This window comes from Stenotrophomonas sp. STEN240 (genome assembly GCF_056756175.1).
On record NZ_JBRRBO010000038.1, the window covers coordinates 1 to 24,242 of the forward strand.

The window sequence follows — 24,242 nt, forward strand, 5'->3', positions numbered from 1 at the left end:
GCCATGCTCGGCAACGGGCTCTACCGGCAACGCCCCTGCCGAGCATGGCTCGGCACTACAGTGGCGCTGCGATTATTCCGCTGCCGGCTTCTTGAAAACCGTGCGGCAATCGCGGCGGAATTCTTCGCCCGTGCTGCGCCAGATGAAACTGCGGCACTGGCGATCACCCTCTTCACTGTCCTTCAACTGCACCGCATAGAACGCCTGCAGGAACTCGTCACGACTGACTTGGCCATCGCCATTCCAGTCCATCTGTTCCTTTTCAACGCCCTTGGTGATGGCCACGCCGCTGTACCAGCCCCAGCCCAACCAGGCCAGGGCCAGCAGCACCAGGCCCAGCAGGGCCTTGCGACGCGGGGTGAAACGGCCCTTGAGGATCACGCGATCCGCCGCACGTTGGCACCGAGCCCACTGAGCTTTTCCTCAATGTTTTCGTAGCCACGATCAAGGTGGTAGATGCGGTCGATGCTGGTCTCGTCAGCCGCCACCAGGCCGGCCAGGATCAAGCAGGCCGATGCGCGCAGGTCGGTCGCCATCACCGGTGCACCGCTGAGCTTTTCAACGCCACGGATAATCGCGGTATGGCCTTCGATCTGGATGTCCGCACCCAGCCGCAGCAGCTCGTTGACGTGCATGAAGCGGTTCTCAAAGATGGTTTCCTTGATCACGCCCACACCATCGGCCACGCAGTTCATGGCCATGAACTGTGCCTGCATGTCGGTCGGGAATGCCGGGTGCGGCGCGGTGGTGATGTTCACCGCCTTGGGCCGCTTGCCGTGCATGTCCAGGGTGATGCTGTCCTCGGTGGTGCTGATTTCAGCGCCGGCTTCGGTCAGTTTGTGCAGCACTGCGTCCATCGTGTCCGGGCGCGCATTGCGCACCGTGACGCGACCGCCGCTCATCGCCGCCGCCACCAGGAACGTGCCGGTTTCGATGCGATCCGGCAGCACCGCGTGACGGCCACCGTGCAGGCGCTCGACGCCTTCGATGACCAGACGTGCACTGCCGACGCCTTCGATCTTCGCACCCAGGGCAATCAGGCAATGCGCCAGATCGGCTACTTCCGGCTCCATCGCGGCGTTTTCCAGCACCGTGGTGCCGTCAGCCAGCACAGCGGCCATCAGCACGTTTTCAGTGCCGGTGACGCTGACCATGTCGAAGGTATAGCGGCCGCCCTTCAGGCGCCCATCGACGTGGGCCTTGATGAAGCCGTTCTCGACACTGATTTCCGCACCCAGCGCCTGCAGGCCCTTGATGTGCTGGTCAACCGGACGCGAACCGATGGCGCAACCACCCGGCAGCGACACTTCGGCCTTGCCGAACTTGGCCAGCAACGGGCCCAGCACCAGGATCGAGGCGCGCATGGTCTTGACCAGCTCATACGGTGCGACATGCTGATCAACGGTACGCGGGTCGACCACCACCGCGCTGCCGCGCGACAGCGTGCCCTGGTCGATGGTGACCTTGGCGCCCAGCTCGCCGAGCAGCTTCACGGTGGTGATCACGTCGTGCAGATGCGGCACGTTGGTGATTTCCACCGGCGCATCGGCCAGCAAGGTTGCGCACAGGATCGGCAGGACGGCGTTCTTGGCGCCGGAGATATGAACCTCACCGTTCAGCGCATTGCCGCCGGTGACTACGATTTTCGCCATGGATTTAAGGCCGGTATAAGGAAAAGAGAGTGCGCCGGCTCAGCCGGCTTCACCCGGAGTAATGGTTTTCAGCGCCAAGGCGTGGATTGCCCCGCCCATCAGGTCGCCCAGCGTCGCATACACCATGCGGTGGCGCGCCAACGGCATCTTGCCGGCAAATGCCTCACAGACCACCGTGGCCTCGAAGTGCACCCCGTCGTCGCCCTGCACGTCGGCGCGGGCGCCCGGCAGGCCGGCTTCGATCAGATTTCGGATGGTCTCGGCGTCCAAAGCGCTTTCCTAATAAAATGAACCCCCATTCTACTATCCGAGTGGCATCCGTATGGCTGCTTCCCCGCTTTCCCTGGATACATTGCGCGACGCCGATCTGGTGGCCAGTGGTCACCGTGTGTTCGAGATCGAGCGCGACGAGCTGGACCGGGTGGGTGGCCGCATCGGCGCCGAATTCGCCGCCGCCTGCCGCCTGGTACTGGCCTCGCGCGGCCGCGTGGTCACCACCGGCATGGGCAAATCCGGGCATATCGCGCGCAAGATCGCCGCTACCCTGGCCTCCACCGGCACGCCATCGTTCTATGTGCACCCGGGCGAAGCCGGGCATGGCGATCTGGGCATGATCACCGAAGATGACGTGGTATTGGCGCTGTCCTATTCCGGTGAATCGGACGAGGTGCTGACCCTGCTGCCGGTGTTCAAGCGCCAGGGCAACCCGCTGATTTCCATGACCGGCCGGCCGCAATCGAGCCTGGCAATGGCCGCCGACGTGCATCTGGACGTGAACGTGGACCATGAAGCCTGCCCCTTGGCACTGGCCCCAACCTCCAGCACCACCGCCTCCTTGGCGATGGGCGACGCGCTGGCCGTGGCTCTGCTGGATGCACGCGGCTTCACCGCCGATGATTTTGCCCGCTCGCACCCGGCCGGCAGCCTGGGCCGGCGCCTGCTGCTGCACATCACCGATGTGATGCATTCCGGCGAAGAACTGCCCAGCGTCAGCGACGATGCCAGCCTCAGCGCGGCCTTGATGGAAATGAGCCGCAAGCGGCTGGGCATGACCGCCGTGGTCGACGCCCAGGGCAAGCTGGTGGGCCTGTTCACCGATGGCGATCTGCGCCGCGCCTTGGACACCGATCTGGACGTACGCACCGCCAGCATTGCCCAGGTGATGACCCGCAACCCGCGTACCATCGGCGCCGATCAGCTGGCCGCCGAGGCCGCGCGCCTGCTGGAAACCCACAAGATCAATGGTTTGATCGTGGTCGACGGCGACAACCACCCCGTCGGCGCCCTGAACATTCATGACCTGTTGCGGGCAAAAGTGGTTTAAACCCCGCACAATCAATGGTCTCGGGCCACGGCCCGACCTGCCGCAACGGATACTGCCTACCAATGCCCTACTCGCCGCTCGCGCTTTTCCCCGCCAATCTGCACGCCACTGCCAGCGCCATCCGCCTGGCCTGCTTCGACGTGGATGGCACCCTGACCGACGGCCGGCTGTTCTATGACCACGCCGGCAACGAGAGCAAGGCTTACTACGTGCAGGACGGGCTGGGCCTGAAACTGCTGCAGCAGCATGGCATCCACCCGGTACTGATCACCGCCCGCAACAGCTTGTCGGCGCAGCGCCGCGGCGCGGACCTGGGCATCGATACGCAGATTGCAGTGGGCGACAAGCTGGCCAGCGTGCGCGCCCTGTGCGAGCAGCATGGCATCGGCTTGGACCAGGTCGCCTTCATGGGCGATGACCTGCCCGACCTGGCACCGCTGTGTGCGGTTGGCCTGGCGGTGGCACCGGCCGATGCGCACCCGTGGATCGCCGAGCGCGTGCATTGGCAGACCCGTGCCCAGGGCGGCCGTGGTGCAGCGCGCGAGCTTTGTGACGTATTGCTGGCCGCGCAGGGCAAACTGGACGCGGTTCTGGCGAGGTTTTCCTGATGAGTTGGCGTTCGATTCTTGGTCTCGGCCTGCTGCTGGCGGCACTGCTCAGTGGCTGGTCGGCATGGCGCAACCGCGCCTCCACCGTGCCCACCACGGTGGAGGAAGGCAGTACCGACTTCACCCTGACCAACTTCGAGATCGTCACCCTGGACAAGGAAGGCCACGAATCGGTCACCCTGCGCGCACCGTCAATGGCGCGCAGCCGTGCCGACCAGACCTCGACCATCGACAAGCCCTTGTTCCTGTTACCCGATGCGGCCGGACAGCATTGGGAACTGCGCGCCGATACCGGCTGGGTCAGCCCCAAGGGCGAAGAACTACGCCTGCGCGGCAATGTCGCCGGCGACAGCCCGAAGGACGGCAAGACCCCGCCCACCACCTTCCGTACCGACGCCCTGGATGTGTTGACCGAGCAGGATCTGGCGCGTACGGATGGGCTGGTGACGCTTACCCGCCCGGGCCTGTCGCAGACCGGTGTCGGTTTCCGTGCCAACCTCAAATCCCAGCAGTATTCTCTCCTTTCCCAGGTCAAAACCCGCTATGAACCCAGTGCTGCCCGCTAAGCTCGCGTCGATCACCCTGCTCGCCGTGCTGCTCGCGCCTGCCATGGCGTGGGCCAAATCTTCCGATCGCAATCAAGCGATGACCATCGACTCGACCAACAGTGACTGCAACATGGTCGGCGACAACGGCAAATGCCGTTTCAGCGGCAACGTGGTGATCACCCAGGGCACCCTGGAAATCCATGCCGATACCGCCGATGTCATCCAGAAAAATGGTGAAACCGAGCGCGTCGTGCTGGTCGGCAAGCAGGCGACGCTGAAGCAGCAGATGGATGACAACACCTGGATGAATGCCCGCGCAGACAACCTGGATTACAACGTTGCCACTGAAGTCATCGTACTCACCGGCAACTACAAGGTTGAATCCGAGCGTGGCACCAATGCCGGCCAGCGCATGGTCTACAACACCCGCAGCGGCGCAATGCAGAGCGGTGGCGATGGCACCCGCGTGCGCACCGTGATCCAGCCCAAGACCAAGGCGCCGGCAGCGGCGGGAGAGGCCAAGTAATGCTCGTTGCCCAAGGCCTGCGCAAACGCTACAAGAACCGCGAAGTCGTCAAGGACTTCGGGCTGACCCTGGATGCCGGCGAAGTCGTCGGCGTGCTCGGCCCCAACGGTGCCGGCAAGACCACCTGCTTCTACATGATCGTCGGCCTGGTTGCCGCCGATGCCGGCAGCATCATGCTCGACGGCAAGGACCTCACCAACGAGCCGATGTACGAGCGCGCCAAGCTCGGCGTGGGTTACCTGCCGCAGGAACCGTCGGTGTTCCGCAAGCTCAGCGTGGCCGACAACATCCGTCTGGTGCTGGAACTGCGCGAAGACCTGGACAACGCCAGCCGCGAACGCGAACTGTCCTCGCTGCTGGAAGAACTGCAGATCAGCCACGTTGCCGACCAGGCCGGCGCAAGCCTGTCCGGTGGTGAACGCCGCCGCTGCGAAATCGCCCGTGCACTGGCGGCAAAACCGCGCCTGATCCTGCTCGACGAACCGTTTGCCGGCGTCGACCCGATCTCGGTTGGCGAGATCCAGCGCATCGTGACCCACCTCAAGCAACGCGGCATCGGTGTCTTGATCACCGACCATAATGTGCGCGAAACCTTGGGAATCTGCGACCGGGCGTATATCCTCGCTGAGGGCAGCGTACTGGCGCAGGGGGCACCGGAAGATCTGCTGGCAAATACCGACGTACGCCGTGTTTATCTCGGGGACGCTTTCACCCTCTGAGCCGCAGCGCCACGTCGGGCCCCTTCCCGGACGGATCAGGCATGAAAGCTCGGCTGCAGACATCGATGGGACAAAGCCTGGTCATGACGCCGCAGTTGCGTCAGGCCATCCGCTTGCTGCAGATGTCCAGTACCGAGCTGGAGCTGGAACTGACCGAAGCGGTGGAAACCAATCCACTGCTGGAATGGGCAGAGAACACCGACGGCGGTGATGGCGACGACAGCTCGTCCAGCAGTTCCAGCGACGAAACCCCGATAGATCCCGCGCAAGGCGACATCAACGCCGACGGCGAAGACTGGGATGGCGGCGACGAAGACTGGAGCAGCGCGCGCTCGGGCTCGTTCGACGACGATGACGGCAACAGTGAGCGCGAGCAGGCCGAAGATGGCGACACCCTCGCCGATCACCTGTTGTGGCAGCTGCACCTGACCCACCTGGGCAGCTGCGACCGCGCCATCGGCGTGGCCCTGATTGATGCACTGGACGAAGACGGCTATCTGCGCGAGCCCTTGTCAGCCATCGCCCAGACCCTGCTGCCCGAGATCCATGCCGACGAAGACGAGATCGTGGCGGTACTGCGCCAGATCCAGCGCTTCGATCCGGCCGGCGTTGGCGCCCGCAACCTGGGCGAATGCCTTGCGCTGCAGCTGGACACGCTACCCGCCGACACGCCCGCGCTGGCACTGGCCCGGCGCATTGCCGACGGCCCGCTGGAGCGGCTTCCGCGCGCCGGCATCAACGGTATCGCCCAGGAACTCAAACAGTCCGTAGCCGACGTGGAAGAAGCGGTGCAGCTGCTGCGCTCGCTTGATCCCCGCCCCGGCAAACAACTGGGGCAGATGAGCTCAGACACCTATGTCGTGCCCGACTGCGTGGTCTGGCGCCAACGCGGCATCTGGCGCTGCGCACTGGCCGGGCACGCCGGGCCACGGGTCGTCATCAACCAAAGCTACGAACAACTGATCCGCCGCTGCGGCGATGCCGATGCCAGCTACCTGCGCGCACAGCTGCAGGAAGCGCGTTGGCTGCTGAAGAGCCTGCAGGCCCGTGGCGAAACCCTGCTGCGGGTAGTCAGCAGTCTGCTGCATCACCAGGCCGGCTTTCTGGAATTCGGCGAACAGGCCCTGCGTCCGCTAACGCTGCGTGAAATCGCTGGCGAACTGGAACTGCACGAATCCACCATTTCGCGCGCCATCGCCCGCAAATACGTGCGTACCCCGCGCGGCACCCTGCCGCTGCGTGCGTTCTTTGCCTCCGGCATCGATACCGAAGGCGGTGGTGAGGCCTCCAGCACTGCCATCCAGTCGATGATCCGCAATCTGATCGATGCGGAAAACCCGCGCAAACCGCTTTCTGACGCCAAGCTGGCTGAAATGCTCAAAACCAGTGGCATACCGGTAGCGCGGCGCACCGTTGCGAAGTATCGTGAGGCCATGAACATCTGTGCCTCTCACGAACGCGTCCGCATCGCCTGAAGCATTCGTTGAGCAGCGCAGGGTTCATCTAGGCAACCCCGAACCACAGGAGGAATCCGATGCGTATCGAGACGTATGGCCAGCAAGTTGAAGTCACGCCTGCCCTGAAGGAATACGTGGAAACAAAGCTGGAACGGCTGGGTCGGCACTTCGACCAGCACTGCGAAGTCCGCGTCCAGTTGTCCACCCGCAAGCCTGACTACCTCGTCGTTGCCACGGTGAATCTACCCGGGCGCACCCTGCACGCTGATGCTGCCGAACCTACCATGTACGCAGCCATCGACGTACTGGCCGACAAGCTCGACCGGCTGGTCATAAAGCACAAGGAAAAGCATCTTCCCCACGCATCACATGCTCTGCGCGACAATGGCTGATCTTTATACCCAGCCGTAAGCCAACATGCCGTTGACCGACCTGATGGCGGCCGTGAGTACCCAGGTACTCGCGGTCGCTGATCGAGACAGCACCCTGATTGCTGCCTCCCGCCTGCTTGCCTGCCGCGAGGCCGGCGCTGACAGCCTCTTCCTCAGCCTGCGCGAGCGTGAAAACGTTGGCAGCACGGCCATTGGCCACGGCATCGCCATCCCACATGGGCGCTCGGAGACCTTGCAGGCCCCCCGCGGCGCACTGCTGCGGCTGCAGGAGCCAGTGGATTTCGGCGGCGATGAACCGGTGGATCTGGTCTTCGCGATGGCGGTACCTGCGCATTACACCCACCAACACCTGATGCTGCTGTCGGAGCTGGCGGAGATCTTCTCCGACGCCGACATCCGCCAGGCGCTGCGCGTTGCCCCGGACGCACAGGCCCTCAAACACATCATCACCCACCCGGAACAGGCGCGCAGCGGATGAATACCAGCATCACCGCCCAGGAACTGTTCGACCAGCAGCGCGAAAAGCTCGATCTGCGCTGGGTCGCCGGCCATGCCGGCGCGCAACGTGAACTGGAGGCGGGCAACACCGTCTCGCGGCGGCCCTCACTAGCCGGCTACCTCAACACCATCTATCCCAACAAAGTGCAGATCCTCGGCACCGAGGAGCTGACCTGGCTCGATTCGCTGGATGCGCGGCAGCGCTGGGAAGTGATCGAACGCATCATCCAGGCGCGGCCGCTGGCGCTGGTCATCACCAAAAGCCATGGCTGCCCGGAAGACCTGCGCTCGGCCGCCGACGAATCGCAGACCCCGTTGTGGGTCTCGCCGCGACGCGGCCACGAGCTGCTCAACCACCTCAGCTACCACCTGGCCCGCACGCTGGCGCCGCGGGTCATCCTGCACGGCGTATTCATGGAGATCTACTCCATCGGCGTGCTGATCACCGGCGAAGCCGGTTCCGGCAAGAGCGAGCTGGCACTGGAGCTGCTGTCGCGCGGCCACCGGCTGGTCGCCGATGACGCCCCCGAGTTCACCCAGATCGCCCCGGACGTGCTCGACGGCACCTGCCCGGAGCTGCTGCAGGACCTGCTGGAAGTCCGCGGCCTGGGCGTGCTGAATGTGCGGCAGATGTTTGGTGATACGTCTGTAAAGAAGAACAAGTACCTTCGCCTGATCGTGCACCTGACCAAGCCCATGACCGAACCCAGCAGCTACGGCTATGAACGCCTGACCGGCGATTCGGGCAAGCGTCATGTGCTGGACCTGGACGTGCCGCTGATCACCCTGCCGGTGATGCCCGGGCGCAATCTGGCAGTGCTCACCGAGGCGGCCACCCGTCTGCACATCCTGCGCACCAAGGGCATCGACCCGGCGGCGATGTTCATCGCCCGCCATAGCAACCTGCTGGAGCAACGTAGTCAATGAGTACACAGCCTGCATCGGTACTGATCATCGTCAGCGGCTTGTCCGGCTCGGGCAAATCGGTCGCGTTGAAGACCTTTGAAGACCTGGACTACTACTGCTCGGACAACATCCCGGTAAGCCTGCTGCCCGAGTTCGTGCGCGGCGTGCTTGGCGAACGCGACGAAAACAGCCCCAGACGGCTGGTTGTCGGCATCGATGTACGCGGCCGCAGCGACCTCAGCCAATTGAGCACCTGGCGCAAGACCGCGCTTGATTACGGCATCGACGCGCGCCTGCTGTTCTTCGAAGCCGACGATGACACCTTGCTGGCCCGTTACGCCGATACCCGCCGCCGCCACCCGCTCAGCCATCTGGGCCTGTCGTTACCCGAAGCCATCACCCGCGAACGCGAGTTGACCGCGCCACTGCGCCGCGAAGCCGATGCAGTCATCGACACCACGCGTCTCAACGTCCACCAGCTGCGGCGCCGGGTCATCACCGATTTCGCGCTCAGCCACGAGAACAAGCTGTCGCTGCTGTTCGAATCCTTCGCCTACAAGCGCGGCGTGCCGGCCGAGGCGGATTTCGTCTTCGACGCGCGGGTATTGCCCAATCCGCATTGGGACCCCGAACTGCGCTCGCTGACCGGCCGCGACCGCGAGGTGCGCGAGTACCTGGACGCTCAACCCGACGTGATTCGTTACGTCACCCAGCTGCAGGATCTGCTCGATACCTGGCTGCCCAAGCTGGGCAGCGAAACCCGCAGCTATGTCACCGTCGCCTTCGGCTGCACCGGCGGCAAACATCGCTCGGTCTACCTGGCCGAACGGCTGGCCCGGCATGCCCGCGAGCGCGGTTGGCAGGACGTGGCCACCTTCCACCGCGAGCAGGATTGAAAGCCAATACAGGCGATCGGCAGGCCTGCGCTGAATGGCACACAGAAGACAGTTTTAGACGCTATCGCGGACTTGGCCTGACCTGTTAACGTTCAGGGATGACCTGCGGCATTCTCCTTGTAACTCACACCGGTATCGGCACTTCCTTGCTGGAAGTGGCGACCACCCTGTTGCGGCACCTGCCGCTGAAAACCGAAGCGTTCGAAGTGCCTTTCGACGCCGACCTGGATGCCCTGCTGCCCGCCGCTTCGGCGGCGATGCGCCGGGTTGAAGGCGATGGTGGCGTGTTGATATTGACCGATCTGTACGGCGCCAGCCCCAGCAATCTTGCCGGCCAGCTGGCCCGCCTGGGTACTCCCACGCGGCGTGTATCGGGTTTGAGTCTGGCGATGTTGCTGCGGGTAATGAACTATCCGGAACAGGGATTGGACCAACTGCCCGCCACTGCGGCGGCGGGCGCTCGCAATGGAGTCATCACCGACGATGCTTGAACAAGAACTCATGGTTTCCAACCGGCTGGGCCTGCATGCCCGTGCCACCGCCAAGCTGGTGCAGGTACTGTCCGGCTTCCGCGCCAATGCAACGCTGGTGGCCAAGGGCCGCGAGGTCAACGCCAAAAGCATCATGGGCGTGATGTTGCTGGCCGCCGCCCAGGGCACACCGGTCACGGTGCGGGTCGACGGCGAGGACGAAGCCGCAGCACTGGAGGCGGTAGCCGCCCTGTTCGAGCGTCGTTTCGACGAGGACAACTGATGCGCAACGCCGCGCACGCGGGGGCAGCCAACGTACGGAGCCGGCAGCGGTGAACCGTCTACTGGGCCTGCCCGCTTCCCGTGGCTCGGCGCTGGGCCGTGCCCGTGTGCGCCTGCCACACGTGCAGGATATCGGCGAAAAACGCGTCGCCGCCAACGCGGTGGAACACGAACTCGAACGCCTGCACCGCGCCACCGATGCGGCGCGCCAGGAAATGCGCGAGCTGCGTACCCGCCTGCAGGGCGCCCTGCCCGCGGAAGTGGGCGAGTTCCTCGAGCTGCACGCCATGCTGCTCGACGACCCCGAGCTGCTGGCCGCACTGGATGAGCTGGTGCGCAGCAAGCGCTACAGCGCCAGCCACGCCCTGCGTACCCAGCGCGACCGGCTAGCGCAGGTTTTCGAAGGCATGGAAGACGCCTACCTGAAAAGCCGGATGGACGATCTGGACCATGTGATCGGCCGCATCCAGTCCTTCCTGCATAAACGCACCACCACCATGAAAGGCCTGGCCGGCGAAATCCTGGTCTGCGAGAACGTCGCGCCCTCGGAACTGGCGCAGCTGCAGTCGCAGGGCGTGGTCGGCATCGTCAGCAGCGCCGGCAGCGTGCTTTCGCACAGCGCCATCCTCGCCCGCAGCCTGCATATGCCGCTGGTGGTGGCCGCCAACGCGGTGCTGCAGAAAGTCAGCGATGGCGACGTACTGATCCTGGACGGCGGCAGTGGCGAGATCGTGGTCGATCCCGGCCCCGACGACCTGCGCCAATACCGCCTGCGCCAACGCGAACTGGCGCGCGAGCAACGTGAACTCGGCCGCCTGCGGGCCAAGCCTACCCGCACCCTAGATGGCGCCGAGATCACCCTGCTGGCCAACGCCGAGTCCCATGACGACGTTGCCCAGGCGCATGCACTGGGCGCCCGTGGGCTGGGCCTGTACCGCACCGAATTCCTGTTCATGCAGCGCAACCAGCTGCCTGACGAAGAAGAACAGTTCCACGTCTACCGCGACACCGTGCTGGGCATGAGCGGGCGCCCGGTCACCATCCGTACCCTGGACCTGGGCGCGGACAAGGCCGATCGCACCGGGCTGGTACTGAGCAGCGAGGAAAACCCTGCGCTGGGCCTGCGCGGCGTGCGCCTGTCGCTGGCCCGGCCCAAGGTGTCCGATACCCAGTTGCGCGCCATCCTGCGCGCCTCCGGCTATGGTCCGCTGCGCATCCTGATCCCGATGCTGACTACCCGCGAGGAAATCATGAGCGTGCGCCGGCGGCTGTCGCGGCTGGCTGCGATCCTGCGCAATGACGGCCATGAAGTGGCCGAGAACATTCCCGTCGGGGCGATGATCGAAGTACCGGCGGCAGCCATTGCACTGGAAACCTTCATCGACCAGGTCGACTTCCTGTCGATCGGCACCAATGATCTGGTCCAGTACCTGCTGGCCGCCGACCGCAACAACGACGCGGTGGCCGAGCTGTATTCGCCGCTGCATCCAGCAGTGCTGTGGCTGTTGCGGCAGGTGATCGAAACCGCACAGCGGCACGACACACCGGTGGCGGTATGCGGTGAAATGGCCGGTGACGCGCGCATGACAGCCTTGCTGCTAGCCTTGGGGCTGACCGAGTTCAGTCTGCACCCGGCCACCTTGCTGGAAGTCCGTCGCGCCATCCGCGAGGTGGACCTTGGCGCGCTGCGCCAGCAGGCGCCGCAGTTGTTGGCTGCACGCGACCGCCGTGGTATCGAACGCTGGATCACCACCAACGCCGGCAGTTGAGTCCGGCAACAAAATCCGGCAGCGCCGGTTATATGCAAGCCCGCGCGCCGCACGTGATAATGGCGGGCTAAACACCGCCGATGGCGCTCACCCGCCACGGACTGCGGCCATCACCATACCGGGAGCTGCGCATGGCTGAAGCCGTACGCCACGACAAGACCGCACGCCAGCTGCGCCTGCTTTCCGATGCATTGGACAGCGGCCGCCTGGGGCCGGTGCGCCGCCTGGTCAACACGCTCTCGCCGGCCGAGATCGGCAACCTGCTGGAGTCGTTGCCGCCGGGCAAGCGTGAAGTGGTGTGGGGGCTGGTGGATGCCGAGGACGACGGCGAGGTGCTGGTGCACGTCGGCGAAGACGTGCGCGAAAGCCTGCTGGCGGACATGGACGCGGACGAGATCATCGCCGCGGTCGAAGACCTGGACATCGACGATCTTGCCGATCTGGTCGAGGACCTGCCCGACACCGTCATCGACGAAGTGCTCAAGTCGATGGACCGCGAGAACCGCGAGCGGCTGGAGCAGGTGCTGTCCTACCCGGAAGACACCGCCGGCCGCTTGATGAACCCGGATGTGGTCACCGTGCGCGCCGACGTCAATGTCGATGTGGTGCTGCGCTATCTGCGCCTGCGCGGCGAACTGCCCGACCACACCGATCACCTGTTCGTGGTCAGCCGCCGTCACCAGTACCTGGGCCGTCTGTCGCTGGCCTCGCTGGTCACCCATGAAGACACCACCCCGATCAACCGCCTGATCGACGACGAACAGCCGGCCATCGACGTGGGCGAAAGCGCCGACGAAGTGGCCCGCCAGTTCTCCGATCATGACTGGGTCTCGGCACCGGTGGTGGATGACAACAACATCCTGATCGGCCGCATCACCATCGATGACGTGGTCGACATCATCCGTGGCCAGGCCGAACACCAGGCCCTGGGCGCGGCCGGCCTGGACGAGGACGAGGACCTGTTCAGCCCGGTCTGGCGCGCCATGCGGCGGCGCCTGATGTGGCTGTCGGTCAATCTGTGCACGGCCTTCCTCGCCTCCAGCGTGGTTGGCCACTTCGAAGGCACCATCGACAAGCTGGTGGCGCTGGCGGTGCTGATGCCGATCGTCGCCGGTCTTGGCGGCAACGCCGGCACCCAGGTGCTGGCGCTGATGATCCGCGGCCTGGCACTGGGCCAGGTGGGTGCCTCCAATGCCCGCACCCTGCTGTGGAAGGAGCTGCGCGTAGCCCTGCTCAACGGCATCGTGCTGGGCACGGTGCTGGGCCTGATCGTGCTGGCCTGGTTCCATATGCCGGGGCTGTCGCTGGTGATCGGCGTCGCGCTGACCTTCAACCTGTTGTTTGCCGCATCGGCTGGCGTACTGGTGCCATTGACGCTGAAGCGGCTGGGTTTCGACCCGGCCCTGGCCAGCGGCATCTTCCTGACCGCCGTGACCGACTCGATGGGCTTTTTCACCTTCCTCGGCCTGGCCACACTGGTGCTGCTGCACTGATTGCGGCCGCTACAACCGCAGCCCGGTAAGCGTCAGCGCAGCCGGGGCTTTACGCGAAGAACTCCCGGGTGCGCTCACGCTTACCCGGGCTACACTTCCCCGCTCTTGTTTCAGGCCCTGCCATGACCATCACCGTCAACGATTACTACCAGTCCGGCTGGCGCGAGGACGTGCACAACTGCCCCGCCTGCGAATGGAAGGGCAACTCCCGGCAGATGGAAATGGAACTGCACGATGAGCAGACCGAATACGCCTGCCCCGAATGCGAGTACCCGCTGCTGGTCGTACAACACCCCGACCTTGCCCAGATGCAGGCCGCAGCCGCCGCCGGCAATGAAGAAGCCCAGCAGCAGCTGGCCATTCTGGCAATGGCACCGCGCGGCTAACCGCACGTCACAGGCGAACAGCATCCGCCCGGTAGTGCCGAGCCATGCTCGGCAGGGGCTCCACCAGCAATACCGACCGTCATGTAGGAGCGGCGTAAGCCGCGAAGCTGGCACTCTTGGAAAGGCCCAACAGCCAACCCCTCCCCAGCCCTCCCCTACGCCTTCGGCGCAAGAGAGGGAGACAGGCAACGTCAACTCAACCCAACAGGGTTTCCAGCACGGCCATGCGTACGGCAACGCCGTTGGCAACCTGGCGCAATACCCAGGACTGTGGGCCATCGGCCACTTCGTCGGTCACTTCCACGCCGCGGTTTATCGGGCCCGGGTGCAGCACCGCTGCGTCCTTGGCCGCACGCTGCAGGCGCTCGCCATTGAGGCCGTACTGGGCGTGGTACTGCTCCAACGAAGGCACCAGCCCTTCTTCCATGCGCTCGCGCTGCAGACGCAGCATCATCAGCGCATCAACACCTTCCAGCATCGCGTCGAAATCCTGCCCGACCACGCAGCCCTTCAGGGTTTCATCGTCCGGCAGCAGCGATTGCGGGCCGCATACGCGGATCTCGCCCACGCCCAGCGTGCGCATCGCCTGCAGATCGGTACGGGCCACACGCGAGTGCTTCACGTCGCCCACGATCACCACTTTGAGCTTGGAAAAATCGCTGCCCTTGGCCTGACGCAGGGTCAGCATGTCGAGCAGGCCCTGGGTGGGATGGGCGCTGCGGCCATCGCCGGCATTGATCAGCGCGGTGCCCTCGCCAGCGGCGCCGGCCAGTTCCGCCACGGCACCATCGTCCGGGTGGCGCACGATGAAACCACGCACGCCCATCGCCTCAAGGTTCTTCAGCGTGTCGCAGGCGGTTTCGCCCTTGCGCGCGGAGGAGGTGGATGCATCGAAATTCAGTACATCGGCGCCCAGCCGCTGCGCCGCCAGCTGGAACGAGCTGCGGGTGCGGGTGGAAGGTTCGAAGAACAGCGTGCATACCGCCGTGCCCGCCAGCACCGCGCGCTTGTTGTTGATGCGGCCAACGGCGGCATCGCGGATCTGACCGGCGCGGTCGAGCAGTTGCAGCAGGGTTTCGCGGGGCAACCCATCCAGGGTCAGCAGGTGGCGCAGGCGTCCTTGGGCATCAAGTTGCGAAGCGGTCATGGCGGGGTCTTCGACAGTCAGGAAATAGGGGTGGCTTCGTGTGGCGCGGACAACCAGCGCTCGATGATGACGGCGGCAGCCACGGCATCGAGATTGGCGGCATCGCGGCGGCGCTTGCGGCCTTCGGCACGCTCCACGGCAAAGCGCTGCGCGGCCTCGACCGAGCTGGAACGCTCATCCACCAGCAATACCGGCACCTTGTAGCGCTGCTGCAGCTGCCTGGCAAAGGCATGCGCGCGCTTTCGGTTGGGCTGGTCGTCGCCTTCCAGGGTGAGCGGATCGCCGACGATCATGCCCTGCGGCCGCCATTCCTTGTGCAGGCGATCCAGCGCAGCCCAGTCCGGGCCATTGGCATGTACATCGATCACAGCAAGGGCGCGTGCGCCCACGCCCAGCGAACTGCCGATGGCAACGCCGATGCGGCGTGAGCCAACGTCGAAGCCGAGTACCGTGCTGCTGGTGGAAAGTGCGCTGGGCTCAGGCACGGCCGCTGTACCCGGTGACCAGGAACAGATCCACACCAATCCGCGAGCCGGCAAGCTGCCAGCGCTCGTCCAAAGGGGTTTCGAACAATACGGCGGCATCGGCCGGCACGGTCAGCCAGCTGTTGTCGGCCAGTTCCTGTTCCAGCTGCCCCTGGCTCCAGCCGGCACAGCCGAGAGTGACCAGCGCATTGCGAGGGCCTTCGCCACGGGCCATGGCTTCGAGAATGTCGCGGGAGGTGGTCAGGTACAGGCCGTCGGCCACTTTCAGGCTGGAATCCCATGCGCGGGCATCGTCATGGATGACGAAACCGCGCTCGGTGTTGACCGGGCCGCCATTGAGCACCGGCACGGCGCGCAGGTCGCCATCGTCGGTATCGATTTCCATCTGCGCGAACACGTCGCCCAAGGTGAAATCGGAAGCCTGGTTGACGACGACGCCCATCGCGCCGTTGTCATCGTGCTGGCAGATCAACGCCACGCTACGGGCGAACAGTGGGTCGACCAGCGATGGCAGCGCCACCAGCAGGTGATTGGATAGAGGTGGCGACAACGCAGACATGTGCGCATTCTACCGGCTGCGGCCGCCGGACGCTTCGTAGCGGTGATAATCCGGGTTCCCTTAACGCGGAGATGCCCATGAGCTACTACTGTGATATCGCCCCGGGCCACCCCGTGCATGGGCCCTACCACGAGAACGAGTATGGCTTCCCGCAGCGGGACGAACACGAGCTCTTCGAGCGCCTGCTGCTGGAGATCAACCAGGCCGGTTTGAGCTGGGAAACCATCCTGCGCAAGCGCGAAGGTTTCCGCACTGCGTACAGCGGGTTTGACGTGGATGCGGTGGCCGCCTACGGCGACGCCGATATCGCCCGCCTGATGGCCGACGCCAGCATCATCCGCAACCGTCTCAAGGTGCTGGCCGCGATCCATAACGCGCAGGTGATCCAGGGCCTGCGTGCGTCGCACGGTGGCTTTGCTCAATGGCTGGATGCGCACCATCCGCTGACCAAGGCGGAGTGGGTGAAGTTGTTCAAGAAGACCTTTCGTTTCACCGGTGGCGAGATCACCGGCGAATTCCTGATGAGCCTGGGATACCTGCCGGGCGCGCACCGGGAGGACTGCCCGGTGATGGTGCGGATTGCGGCGATTGGGCCGGCCTGGATGGGGCGTTAGGGGTCTTGTAGTTTGAGGTTTGAGGCGGGGCGAGAGCTGGAGCAACGGCAACTGCACCCCTCCCCGGCCCTCCCCTTCGCTGCGCGAAAGGGAGGGGGGAAGAGCGGCGCCGGCTTTGGCTTTGGCTCTGCTCTGGCCCCTCCCTTTCGCATGGCGAAGGGGAGGGTTCGGGAGGGGTGCCGTTGATCTTGATCTTGATCTCCCCCGCAACCCCAACAAAAAAGCCGCCCCCAAAGGGAGCGGCTCTTCAAACCGGCACGTCCGCCAGAATCAGCGAACCTCGGCAATCTCCACGCCGTCCAGGCCCTGCGACAAGGTCTTGGCGTCGCCGCCCTGCGACAGCTTGATGCGCAGGCGCACTTCGTTCTGCGAATCGGCGTAACGCAAGGCGTCGTCGTAGCTGATCTCGCCGGCCTGGTACAGCTCGAACAGGCTCTGGTCGAAGGTCTTCATGCCCAGCTGCACCGAGTCCTTCATCACTTCCTTGAGCTTGTGCACTTCGCCGTCGCGGATGTAGTCCTGCACCAGCGGTGTGCCCAGCAGGATTTCCATCGCCACACGGCGGCTCTTGCCGTCCGGGCTGGGCACCAGCTGCTGTGCGACCACGCCCTTCAGGTTCAACGACAAGTCCATCAGCAACTGGTTGCGGCGGTCTTCCGGGAAGAAGTTGATGATGCGGTCCATCGCCTGGTTGGCGTTGTTGGCGTGCAGCGTTGCCAGCACCAGGTGGCCGGTTTCGGCGAACGCGACGGCATGGTCCATGCCTTCGCGGGTACGGATTTCGCCGATCATGATCACGTCCGGCGCCTGCCGCAGGGTGTTCTTCAGCGCCGCTTCCCAGCTGTCGGTATCGATCCCCACTTCACGCTGGGTGATGATGCAGCCTTCATGCTTGTGCACGAATTCGATCGGGTCTTCGATGGTGATGATGTGGCCGGTGGAGTTCTGGTTGCGGTAGCCGATCATCGCCGCCAGCGAGGTCGACTTACCGGTACCGGTGGCACCGACAAACAGGATGATGCCGCGCTTGGTCATGGCCAGCGTCTTGATCACCGGCGGCAGGCTCAGCTCTTCGACGGTGGGAATGCGCGTCTCGATACGACGCAGCACCATGCCCACCTGGTTGCGCTGGTAGAAGCAGCTCACACGGAAGCGGCCCACGCCGGACACGCCGATGGCGAAGTTGCATTCGTGGGTTTTTTCGAACTCTTCGCGCTGCGCCGGCGTCATCACGTTGAGCACCATGTCGCGGCTCTGCTGCGCCGTCAGCGGTGTCTGGGTGATCGGCGACAGCTTGCCGTTGACCTTCATCGACGGCGGCATGCCGGCGGTGATGAAAAGATCCGACGCCTTCTGGTGCGCCATCAGCTTGAGGAACGAGGTGAAGTCGATAGTACTCATGGGAAGTTCCCTGTAGGAGCCGGGATCCGGGGCTCAGGAACGGGGCTTGCGCTCCGTTCCTGCCGATATCCCGCCTTGGCCAATATCCAATCTCGAATAAGCTGTGCCGGCATGGCCGGCATTACTCGAACAGACGCTTGTCCTTGGCGTATTCCTTGGCCTGGTTGCGCGTGATCAGGCTGCGCTTGACCAGATCCTGCAGATTCTGATCCAGGGTCTGCATGCCCACCTGCTGGCCGGTCTGGATGGCCGAGTACATCTGCGCCACCTTGTCTTCGCGGATCAGGTTACGGATGGCCGGCGTGGCCACCATGATTTCATGCGAGGCAATACGGCCGCCGCCCACGCGCTTGAGCAGCGCCTGCGAGATGACCGCGCGCAGCGACTCGGACAGCATCGAGCGCACCATCGGCTTTTCACCGGCCGGGAACACGTCGACGATACGGTCGATGGTCTTGGCGGCCGAGCTGGTGTGCAGCGTGCCGAACACCAAGTGGCCGGTTTCGGCCGCGGTCAGTGCCAGGCGGATGGTTTCCAGGTCACGCAATTCGCCGACCAGGATGATGTCCGGGTCTTCACGCAATGCCGAACGCAATGCTTCGTTGAAGCCGTGCGTATCGCGGTGCACTTCGCGCTGGTTGATCAGGCACTTCTGCGAGGTGTGCACGAATTCGATCGGGTCCTCGACGGTGAGGATGTGACCGTATTCGTTCTTGTTGATGTGGTCGATCATCGCCGCCAGCGTGGTCGACTTGCCCGAACCGGTCGGGCCGGTGACCAGGATCAGACCCTGCGGCTGCTCGATCAGCTCACGGAAGATCGGCGGGCACGCCAGGTCTTCCAGCGTCAGCACTTCCGAGGGAATGGTACGGAACACCGCACCGGCGCCGCGGTTCTGGTTGAACGCATTGACACGGAAGCGCGCCAGCGAGGGAATCTCGAACGAGAAATCGACCTCGAGGAACTCTTCGTAGTCACGACGCTGCTTGTCCGACATGATGTCGTACACCAGCGCATGCACTTGTTTGTGGTCCAGCGCCGGGATATTGATGCGGCGGACGTCACCGTCCACGCGGATCATCGGCGGCAGGCCGGCGGAAAGGTGTAAGTCCGAGGCCTTGTTCTTGACCGAGAACGCCAATAGTTCAGCGATATCCATACGCGCTCTGTCCCCTGCGTTGCGAGTATCTGTAAGGTGTTTCCCCTGGCGGGCAGTATAGCCTTCCCACGTAAGAGGTTGATGCTTTGCAAACCGTGTCTTTGGCCACCCTCCGGCAGCAGATCGAGGCGGCTTCCGGCCCCTCCCACCCGGTCCGCCTGCTGGCCGTTTCCAAGCTGCAGCCGGCCACCGCGGTGGCCACCCTTGCCGGGCAAGGACAGCGCGCCTTCGGTGAAAACTATGTGCAGGAAGCTGCGGCCAAGATCGGCGAACTGGCCGCATTGGGGCTTCAATGGCATCTGATCGGCCACCTGCAGTCCAACAAGGCCGAACTGGCCGCACAGGTCTTCGACTGGGTGCAGACGGTGGACCGGGCCAAGCTGGTCGGCGCCCTGGCCCGCCACCGCCCGGCCGCTTTGCCCCCCCTCAACGTGCTGATCCAGGTCAACATCGATGACGAGGACAGCAAGCACGGCTGTTCCCCCGGGCAGATTGCCGGGCTGGCCGGGGCCATCGCCAACGAGCCGCGGCTGTGCCTGCGCGGGCTGATGGCAATCCCCGCACCGTTCCCGGAAGCGAGCAAGCGCCAGGCCGCGTTCGCGCGGATGCAGGTGCTGTTTACCGGCCTGGCCGCGGACTACCCGCAGGTCGATACACTTTCGATGGGCATGAGCAGTGACTTCGCCGAGGCCATCGCCGCCGGCTCGACCATGGTCAGAGTCGGCACCGCGCTGTTCGGCCAGCGCCCTTCCCCTTGATCGCACCGAGATTGGATTGATGACCAGCAACCAGCACGCAGAGCTTCCCGACACCCAGCTCCCCGACACTGATGTCGCCTTCATCGGCGGCGGCAACATGGCCCGCAGCCTGATCGCCGGCCTGCTGCGGCGCGGCATGGCCGCCAGCCGCATCCATGTGGCCGAGCCGGTCGCTGCCCTGCGTGACGCGCTGGCGCAGGACTTCGGCGTGCATACCTACAACGCGGCCGAAGCCGCCGCCGGCCATGCCGGGCTGTGGCTGATGGCGGTCAAGCCGCAGGTGATGCGAACCGTCTGCGAGGCGCTGGCCAGCATTGCTGCCGCCAGGCAGCCGGTGGTCGCCTCGATCGCTGCCGGCATCACCGCCGCGCAGTTGGAGCGCTGGCTGGGCGGCAACCAGGCCATCGTCCGCGCCATGCCCAACACCCCTGCCCTGCTCGGTGCCGGCGTCACCGGCCTGTTTGCCAACCCTCGCGCGTCCGCCGCGCAGCGCGCGCAGACCGAGCAGGTACTGGCCAGCGCCGGCCGCACGGTGTGGATCGAAAGCGAAGCCCTGATGGATGCGGTGACCGCGGTCTCCGGCAGCGGCCCGGCCTATGTATTCCTGCTGGCCGAAGCGATGGAAGCAGCAGCACTGGAACAAGGTTTGCCAGCCGAGGCCGCACGCACGCTGGTGCTGGACACCGTACTAGGCGCCGCCCGCATGCTGACCGAAGCCGGCGAAGCGCCGGCCGAACTGCGCCGCCGCGTGACCTCCCCGGGCGGCACAACGCAGGCGGCCATCGAAACCTTCCAGGCCGGTGGCTTTGAAGCGCTGACAGCGAAAGCCATCGATGCGGCGGCCAAGCGTGGCAAGGAGCTATCTGCAGCGAACGATTGAGCAACAAGGATTCTTTCAATCGCACGTATCGCCAAGCCCCTCTCCCACAAAGGGAGAGGGGTTGGGGAGAGGGACAAGGCGCAGCCTTGCAGCTCTTTTGCACTTGGAACGCAGCCACCAACACAGCCCAAGGACACCAACACCATGCACCGGTTCGCCCTAATGCTGTCCTCCGCCCTCCTACTCACCCTCGCCGCCTGCTCCGCACAACAAGCACCGCAAGCGGCGGTGATCCAACAATCGCAGCCCAGCCACGCCGACCTCGGCAATCTGCGCGTGCACTACAACCTGCTACCAACGCTGGCGATGAATGACGCCGTGGCGCGCAGCTACCAGGTGCAGCGTGAAGCCAACCGCGCACTGCTGGTGATCGCACTACGACACCTTGCACAAGGCGAGGAGCTGCCGGCCGATGGCAAGGTGCAAGCGACCGCCACCGATCTTTCCGGCAAGCGTCAGCAGATTGACTTGCGTGCGGTACGTACCGGTCCTTATACCGATCTGATCGGCGTGCTCGATGCACATCCACGCGATCAGCTGCGCGTGGATCTGCAGGTCAGTGCAGACGCAGGTGCGGGAAACGTGCGTTTCGAGCGGAATTTCTGAATCACGCTGAAACAATAAGCATCGTCCTGTTTGTTGTTTCAACGCTGCATTTGCCTGCGGAAACACCCGCAATAAAGCGCGCATTTCCTTTCCCAATCAACTCGATATGACCGTGCAGTCAACCTCACATTGCAGCCTGCGGTGTTGCTGTGCTGTGTCCATGCACATCGCAAAGTCAAATTGACATGTAAGTGATGCAACCGATACTGGCGGCCTTTCCAATTCCGCGCCCGTCCCAGAAATGTGGCTTGCGTCGGACAAAGTGATGTCCTTGCCCGTCCACAACTCCTCCTCTCCGTTGCTGCAGCTGCAAGGCTGGGGCATGAGCCGTGGCCATCGCACGGTGCTGGCTTCCATCGATCTGAGCATCAACGGTCCCGGCATCGTGGTGCTGATGGGCCCAGGCGGTACCGGCAAGTCGTCATTGCTGCAGGCCCTGTCCGGCCACGTCGCCGCACACGGCGAGCGCTGGGGCACATTGCTGTTCCAGGGCGAGCCACTGGCTAACGCAACCCAGCCACCGGTGCTGGTGCAACAACACGCACGCGAGCTGGGTTTCAGCGTGCTGGAAAACCTCAGCGCTGCACTGCGTCCACACGCGGGCAACAAGCCACAGGCACTGCGCGAAGAAGTCGACGCACGGCTGCAGGCATTGGGAGCGACGGCAATTGCCGCGCGTCTGCAACAGCGGGTGATCGATCTGCCACGCGGGCTGGCCCGGCAAGTCGCCATCCTGCGCGCGGCCTTCAGTGGCAGCGCGCTGCTGTTGATCGATGAGCCGACCAGTGAACTGGAACCGGCCGACGCCGAAGCCGTGCTCAAACTGATCGAGCGTCTGGCTGCCGAGCACACCTGCGTGGTCAGCCTGCACCACCAAGGTCAGGCGCGTCGTCTCGCATCGCGGGTGATCCTGCTGGCAGGCGGCCGCGTGCAGGTCGATGCGCCGGTGGACGCCTTCTTTGCCAACAGCATGCAGCACCCGGTGCTGGCGCAGTTCCTGCGCACCGGCAGCTGCCACGTACCGGCGCCGGATGCGCGTGCCGAAGAACTGGCCGAAGGCGTCGTCGTCCCCGCGCCCAAGCCTGCAGCGCTCATTGCCAATAGCGCAGGCCTGCGCGCCATGCATGCGGCAGAAGCAGCTGCACCGCGCCCGCTGCCGGCACCGGTACGCCTGTCCACCACGCCGTCACGGCGCGGCCCCAACGGTTTCCATTGGCTGGTGCCGGGCAAGCTCGCCGGTTGCCCGATGCCCGGCGTTGTATTCGCCATCGAGCACGATCTGGCCCTGCTGCGCGGCATGGGCGTCACCGTGCTGGTCAACCTGACCGAGCGCGAGATGCCGGCCGAGCGGTTGGCGCCCTACGGCCTGCGCAGCTATCACCTGGGCATCGTCGACCGCGGCGCACCGCCGCTGCTATGGGCCAAGCTACTGCTGGCCAAGATCGAGGTGATGCTGCGCGAAGGCGAAGTGGTTGCCGTGCATTGCCTGGCCGGGCTTGGCCGCACCGGCCTGGTGCTGGCCGCCTGGTTGATCCGCGAAGGGTTGACCGCCGATGAGGCGCTGCGTCGCCTGCGCACCCTGGACCCGGGTTTCGTGCAGTCGCAGGAGCAGGAAGACCTGCTGCATGCGCTGGAAGAAAACCTGCTGATCCGCGCCTGCGATTGACCCCCTTGTGCTGATGCCGGGCCGCAACGCGGCCTGCGGGCATCGCTTTTCCTTTTCCTCCCCCTTCCGCAAGGATCCCCCATGTCCCTGGACAGCACCCTGCAACAATCCGTCGCCTCCATTCCCGAATGCGTGGCCGCCGGCTACGTCGACATCAGCTCCGGCATGCTGCTGTCGGTGCGCACCATTGATTCGCATCCGCGTGAAGTGCTGGACCTGGTGGCTGCCGCCACCGCCGATCTGTACCAAGGCCCGAACATCCGCAGCATCGAGCAGATGTTCCGCCGCGCACGCGGCCTGGAAGATCAGGAAGGCGCGCATTACTTCCAGGAAATCATCGTCAACAGTGAAAACCTGATCCACATCTTCATGCGCGGCAAGCGCTACCCGGATTACGTGATGGTCTTCGTCTGCCGCCGCACCGCCAACCTGGGCATGGCGCTGACCCGCTCGCGCATGGCCATGCCGCTGATCGAAGCAGAAATCTGATTCATCCGGGCCAGGCAAACTGGCCCCGACCGAAAACGCTGCTGGTGTGTCCGCCGGATGCCCAGCAGCTTGCCGGCCTAGCCCACCCGTTGTGGGCCTTCGCCTTGCTCACCGAGCACATCCTGCGGATTCAGCAGGCCGCAGCGCTTGAGTGACAGACAGCCGCAGCCGATGCAATCGCTGAGCTGGTCACGCATGAACTGCAGCACCTTGATGTGCGCATCCAGCTCCTTGCGCCAACGCGCGGACATCCTGGCCCACTCAGCCTTGCTCGGCGCACGCCCTTCCGGCAGTTCCGCCAGCCGCCGCGCCACCGCCTGCAAGGGCATGCCAACCCGCTGCGCAGCCTGGATCACCGCCAGGCGACGCAGCACGTCACTCTGGAAGCGACGCTGGTTGCCCGCCGTGCGCTGGCTCTGGATCAGCCCCTTGCGCTCGTAGAAGTGCAGCGCCGATATCGCAATTCCGCTGCGCTGGGCCACTTCCCCTACACTCAGTTCCCGCGTGGACATCAGTTGACCTCAACCATGGTTGAGGTGTGATGCTGCACGC

30 protein-coding genes are annotated in these 24,242 nt (G+C 64.7%); 21 read left to right on the top strand and 9 right to left on the bottom strand.

The window, feature by feature from the left end; translation table 11 throughout:
- Positions 1 to 72: 72 nt before the first annotated feature.
- From ACVOKO_RS14675 to ACVOKO_RS14685, 3 genes are read right to left on the bottom strand one after another with little or no spacing between them, the layout of a single operon-like run.
- On the bottom strand, positions 73 to 381 hold the full coding sequence (locus ACVOKO_RS14675) for an EF-hand domain-containing protein (RefSeq protein ID WP_346499640.1): 309 nt from the start codon (positions 379 to 381) through the stop codon (positions 73 to 75).
- Positions 378 to 1,652, bottom strand: coding sequence for a UDP-N-acetylglucosamine 1-carboxyvinyltransferase (murA, locus tag ACVOKO_RS14680; RefSeq protein WP_057628887.1), 1,275 nt, complete (start codon positions 1,650 to 1,652; stop codon positions 378 to 380). The genes ACVOKO_RS14675 and murA overlap by 4 nt, the downstream gene beginning before the upstream one ends.
- Before the next feature lie 39 nt (positions 1,653 to 1,691).
- On the bottom strand, positions 1,692 to 1,922 hold the full coding sequence (locus ACVOKO_RS14685) for a BolA family protein (protein WP_296251001.1): 231 nt from the start codon (positions 1,920 to 1,922) through the stop codon (positions 1,692 to 1,694).
- 52 nt (positions 1,923 to 1,974) lie between these two features.
- Here ACVOKO_RS14685 and ACVOKO_RS14690 point away from each other — a divergent pair, with 52 nt between their 5' ends.
- From ACVOKO_RS14690 to ACVOKO_RS14760, 15 genes are all read left to right on the top strand, one after another.
- Positions 1,975 to 2,976: a KpsF/GutQ family sugar-phosphate isomerase gene (locus ACVOKO_RS14690; RefSeq protein WP_346499641.1), complete on the top strand. Its 1,002-nt coding sequence runs from the start codon at positions 1,975 to 1,977 to the stop codon at positions 2,974 to 2,976.
- A gap of 62 nt (positions 2,977 to 3,038) precedes the next feature.
- Positions 3,039 to 3,584, top strand: a complete 546-nt coding sequence (locus ACVOKO_RS14695; RefSeq protein ID WP_346499642.1) for a KdsC family phosphatase — start codon at positions 3,039 to 3,041, stop codon at positions 3,582 to 3,584.
- The gene (gene lptC / locus ACVOKO_RS14700) at positions 3,584 to 4,150 is read left to right on the top strand and encodes an LPS export ABC transporter periplasmic protein LptC (protein ID WP_346499643.1); all 567 of its coding nucleotides are present in this window, start codon (positions 3,584 to 3,586) and stop codon (positions 4,148 to 4,150) included. Before ACVOKO_RS14695 ends, lptC begins: the two co-directional genes overlap by 1 nt.
- Complete coding sequence (lptA, locus tag ACVOKO_RS14705) at positions 4,128 to 4,658, top strand: lipopolysaccharide transport periplasmic protein LptA (RefSeq protein WP_346499644.1); 531 nt, start codon at positions 4,128 to 4,130, stop codon at positions 4,656 to 4,658. The genes lptC and lptA overlap by 23 nt, the downstream gene beginning before the upstream one ends.
- Positions 4,658 to 5,377 carry an LPS export ABC transporter ATP-binding protein gene (gene lptB, locus ACVOKO_RS14710; RefSeq protein WP_346499645.1) on the top strand — a complete coding sequence of 240 codons (720 nt, stop codon included), beginning with the start codon at positions 4,658 to 4,660 and terminating at the stop codon, positions 5,375 to 5,377. The genes lptA and lptB overlap by 1 nt, the downstream gene beginning before the upstream one ends.
- A 41-nt stretch (positions 5,378 to 5,418) precedes the next feature.
- Positions 5,419 to 6,852 (top strand): RNA polymerase factor sigma-54, encoded by a 1,434-nt coding sequence (locus tag ACVOKO_RS14715; protein WP_346499646.1) that lies wholly within the window; start codon positions 5,419 to 5,421, stop codon positions 6,850 to 6,852.
- Between the two features lie 59 nt (positions 6,853 to 6,911).
- Entirely contained in the window at positions 6,912 to 7,226 is a 315-nt protein-coding gene (hpf, locus tag ACVOKO_RS14720; RefSeq protein WP_282267862.1) for a ribosome hibernation-promoting factor, HPF/YfiA family, read from the top strand.
- 25 nt (positions 7,227 to 7,251) lie between these two features.
- Complete coding sequence (locus ACVOKO_RS14725) at positions 7,252 to 7,704, top strand: PTS sugar transporter subunit IIA (protein WP_346499647.1); 453 nt, start codon at positions 7,252 to 7,254, stop codon at positions 7,702 to 7,704.
- Entirely contained in the window at positions 7,701 to 8,651 is a 951-nt protein-coding gene (hprK, locus tag ACVOKO_RS14730; RefSeq protein WP_346499648.1) for an HPr(Ser) kinase/phosphatase, read from the top strand. The genes ACVOKO_RS14725 and hprK overlap by 4 nt, the downstream gene beginning before the upstream one ends.
- Positions 8,648 to 9,526, top strand: coding sequence for an RNase adapter RapZ (gene rapZ, locus ACVOKO_RS14735; protein WP_346499649.1), 879 nt, complete (start codon positions 8,648 to 8,650; stop codon positions 9,524 to 9,526). Before hprK ends, rapZ begins: the two co-directional genes overlap by 4 nt.
- A gap of 98 nt (positions 9,527 to 9,624) precedes the next feature.
- Complete coding sequence (locus ACVOKO_RS14740; RefSeq protein WP_057628899.1) at positions 9,625 to 10,017, top strand: PTS sugar transporter subunit IIA; 393 nt, start codon at positions 9,625 to 9,627, stop codon at positions 10,015 to 10,017.
- The gene (locus ACVOKO_RS14745; RefSeq protein ID WP_057628900.1) at positions 10,010 to 10,279 is read left to right on the top strand and encodes an HPr family phosphocarrier protein; all 270 of its coding nucleotides are present in this window, start codon (positions 10,010 to 10,012) and stop codon (positions 10,277 to 10,279) included. Before ACVOKO_RS14740 ends, ACVOKO_RS14745 begins: the two co-directional genes overlap by 8 nt.
- Positions 10,280 to 10,328: 49 nt before the next feature.
- Positions 10,329 to 12,047, top strand: a complete 1,719-nt coding sequence (gene ptsP, locus ACVOKO_RS14750) for a phosphoenolpyruvate--protein phosphotransferase (RefSeq protein ID WP_346499650.1) — start codon at positions 10,329 to 10,331, stop codon at positions 12,045 to 12,047.
- 131 nt (positions 12,048 to 12,178) lie between these two features.
- Entirely contained in the window at positions 12,179 to 13,540 is a 1,362-nt protein-coding gene (gene mgtE / locus ACVOKO_RS14755) for a magnesium transporter (protein WP_346499651.1), read from the top strand.
- Positions 13,541 to 13,662: 122 nt separating this feature from the next.
- A complete protein-coding gene (locus ACVOKO_RS14760; protein ID WP_346499652.1) occupies positions 13,663 to 13,926 on the top strand; it encodes a hypothetical protein in 264 nt (87 codons plus the stop codon).
- A gap of 196 nt (positions 13,927 to 14,122) precedes the next feature.
- Here ACVOKO_RS14760 and ACVOKO_RS14765 read toward each other — a convergent pair whose 3' ends face one another.
- From ACVOKO_RS14765 to ACVOKO_RS14775, 3 genes are read right to left on the bottom strand one after another with little or no spacing between them, the layout of a single operon-like run.
- On the bottom strand, positions 14,123 to 15,073 hold the full coding sequence (locus ACVOKO_RS14765; protein ID WP_346499653.1) for an aspartate carbamoyltransferase catalytic subunit: 951 nt from the start codon (positions 15,071 to 15,073) through the stop codon (positions 14,123 to 14,125).
- 17 nt (positions 15,074 to 15,090) lie between these two features.
- Positions 15,091 to 15,558: a Holliday junction resolvase RuvX gene (gene ruvX, locus ACVOKO_RS14770; protein ID WP_346499654.1), complete on the bottom strand. Its 468-nt coding sequence runs from the start codon at positions 15,556 to 15,558 to the stop codon at positions 15,091 to 15,093.
- Positions 15,551 to 16,117, bottom strand: coding sequence for a YqgE/AlgH family protein (locus ACVOKO_RS14775; protein WP_346499655.1), 567 nt, complete (start codon positions 16,115 to 16,117; stop codon positions 15,551 to 15,553). The genes ruvX and ACVOKO_RS14775 overlap by 8 nt, the downstream gene beginning before the upstream one ends.
- Before the next feature lie 77 nt (positions 16,118 to 16,194).
- On the opposite strand from ACVOKO_RS14775, the gene ACVOKO_RS14780 reads away from it, so the two are divergent.
- Positions 16,195 to 16,731, top strand: a complete 537-nt coding sequence (locus tag ACVOKO_RS14780; RefSeq protein WP_346499656.1) for a DNA-3-methyladenine glycosylase I — start codon at positions 16,195 to 16,197, stop codon at positions 16,729 to 16,731.
- 270 nt (positions 16,732 to 17,001) lie between these two features.
- Here ACVOKO_RS14780 and ACVOKO_RS14785 read toward each other — a convergent pair whose 3' ends face one another.
- Entirely contained in the window at positions 17,002 to 18,132 is a 1,131-nt protein-coding gene (locus ACVOKO_RS14785; RefSeq protein ID WP_346499657.1) for a PilT/PilU family type 4a pilus ATPase, read from the bottom strand.
- 121 nt (positions 18,133 to 18,253) lie between these two features.
- Entirely contained in the window at positions 18,254 to 19,291 is a 1,038-nt protein-coding gene (locus ACVOKO_RS14790) for a type IV pilus twitching motility protein PilT (protein ID WP_057628910.1), read from the bottom strand.
- 95 nt (positions 19,292 to 19,386) lie between these two features.
- Between ACVOKO_RS14790 and ACVOKO_RS14795 the strand changes: the two genes are divergently transcribed.
- From ACVOKO_RS14795 to ACVOKO_RS14815, 5 genes are all read left to right on the top strand, one after another.
- A complete protein-coding gene (locus ACVOKO_RS14795; RefSeq protein WP_346499658.1) occupies positions 19,387 to 20,049 on the top strand; it encodes a YggS family pyridoxal phosphate-dependent enzyme in 663 nt (220 codons plus the stop codon).
- A 19-nt stretch (positions 20,050 to 20,068) separates the two neighbouring features.
- The gene (gene proC, locus ACVOKO_RS14800; protein ID WP_346499659.1) at positions 20,069 to 20,929 is read left to right on the top strand and encodes a pyrroline-5-carboxylate reductase; all 861 of its coding nucleotides are present in this window, start codon (positions 20,069 to 20,071) and stop codon (positions 20,927 to 20,929) included.
- A 228-nt stretch (positions 20,930 to 21,157) separates the two neighbouring features.
- Positions 21,158 to 21,535 carry a DUF4426 domain-containing protein gene (locus ACVOKO_RS14805; protein ID WP_346499660.1) on the top strand — a complete coding sequence of 126 codons (378 nt, stop codon included), beginning with the start codon at positions 21,158 to 21,160 and terminating at the stop codon, positions 21,533 to 21,535.
- 265 nt (positions 21,536 to 21,800) lie between these two features.
- Positions 21,801 to 23,201 carry a phosphatase domain-containing putative toxin gene (locus tag ACVOKO_RS14810; protein WP_346499661.1) on the top strand — a complete coding sequence of 467 codons (1,401 nt, stop codon included), beginning with the start codon at positions 21,801 to 21,803 and terminating at the stop codon, positions 23,199 to 23,201.
- A gap of 81 nt (positions 23,202 to 23,282) precedes the next feature.
- On the top strand, positions 23,283 to 23,690 hold the full coding sequence (locus tag ACVOKO_RS14815; protein WP_346499662.1) for a hypothetical protein: 408 nt from the start codon (positions 23,283 to 23,285) through the stop codon (positions 23,688 to 23,690).
- A gap of 77 nt (positions 23,691 to 23,767) precedes the next feature.
- Here ACVOKO_RS14815 and soxR read toward each other — a convergent pair whose 3' ends face one another.
- The gene (gene soxR / locus ACVOKO_RS14820; protein ID WP_346499663.1) at positions 23,768 to 24,202 is read right to left on the bottom strand and encodes a redox-sensitive transcriptional activator SoxR; all 435 of its coding nucleotides are present in this window, start codon (positions 24,200 to 24,202) and stop codon (positions 23,768 to 23,770) included.
- Between the last annotated feature and the right edge of the window lie 40 nt (positions 24,203 to 24,242).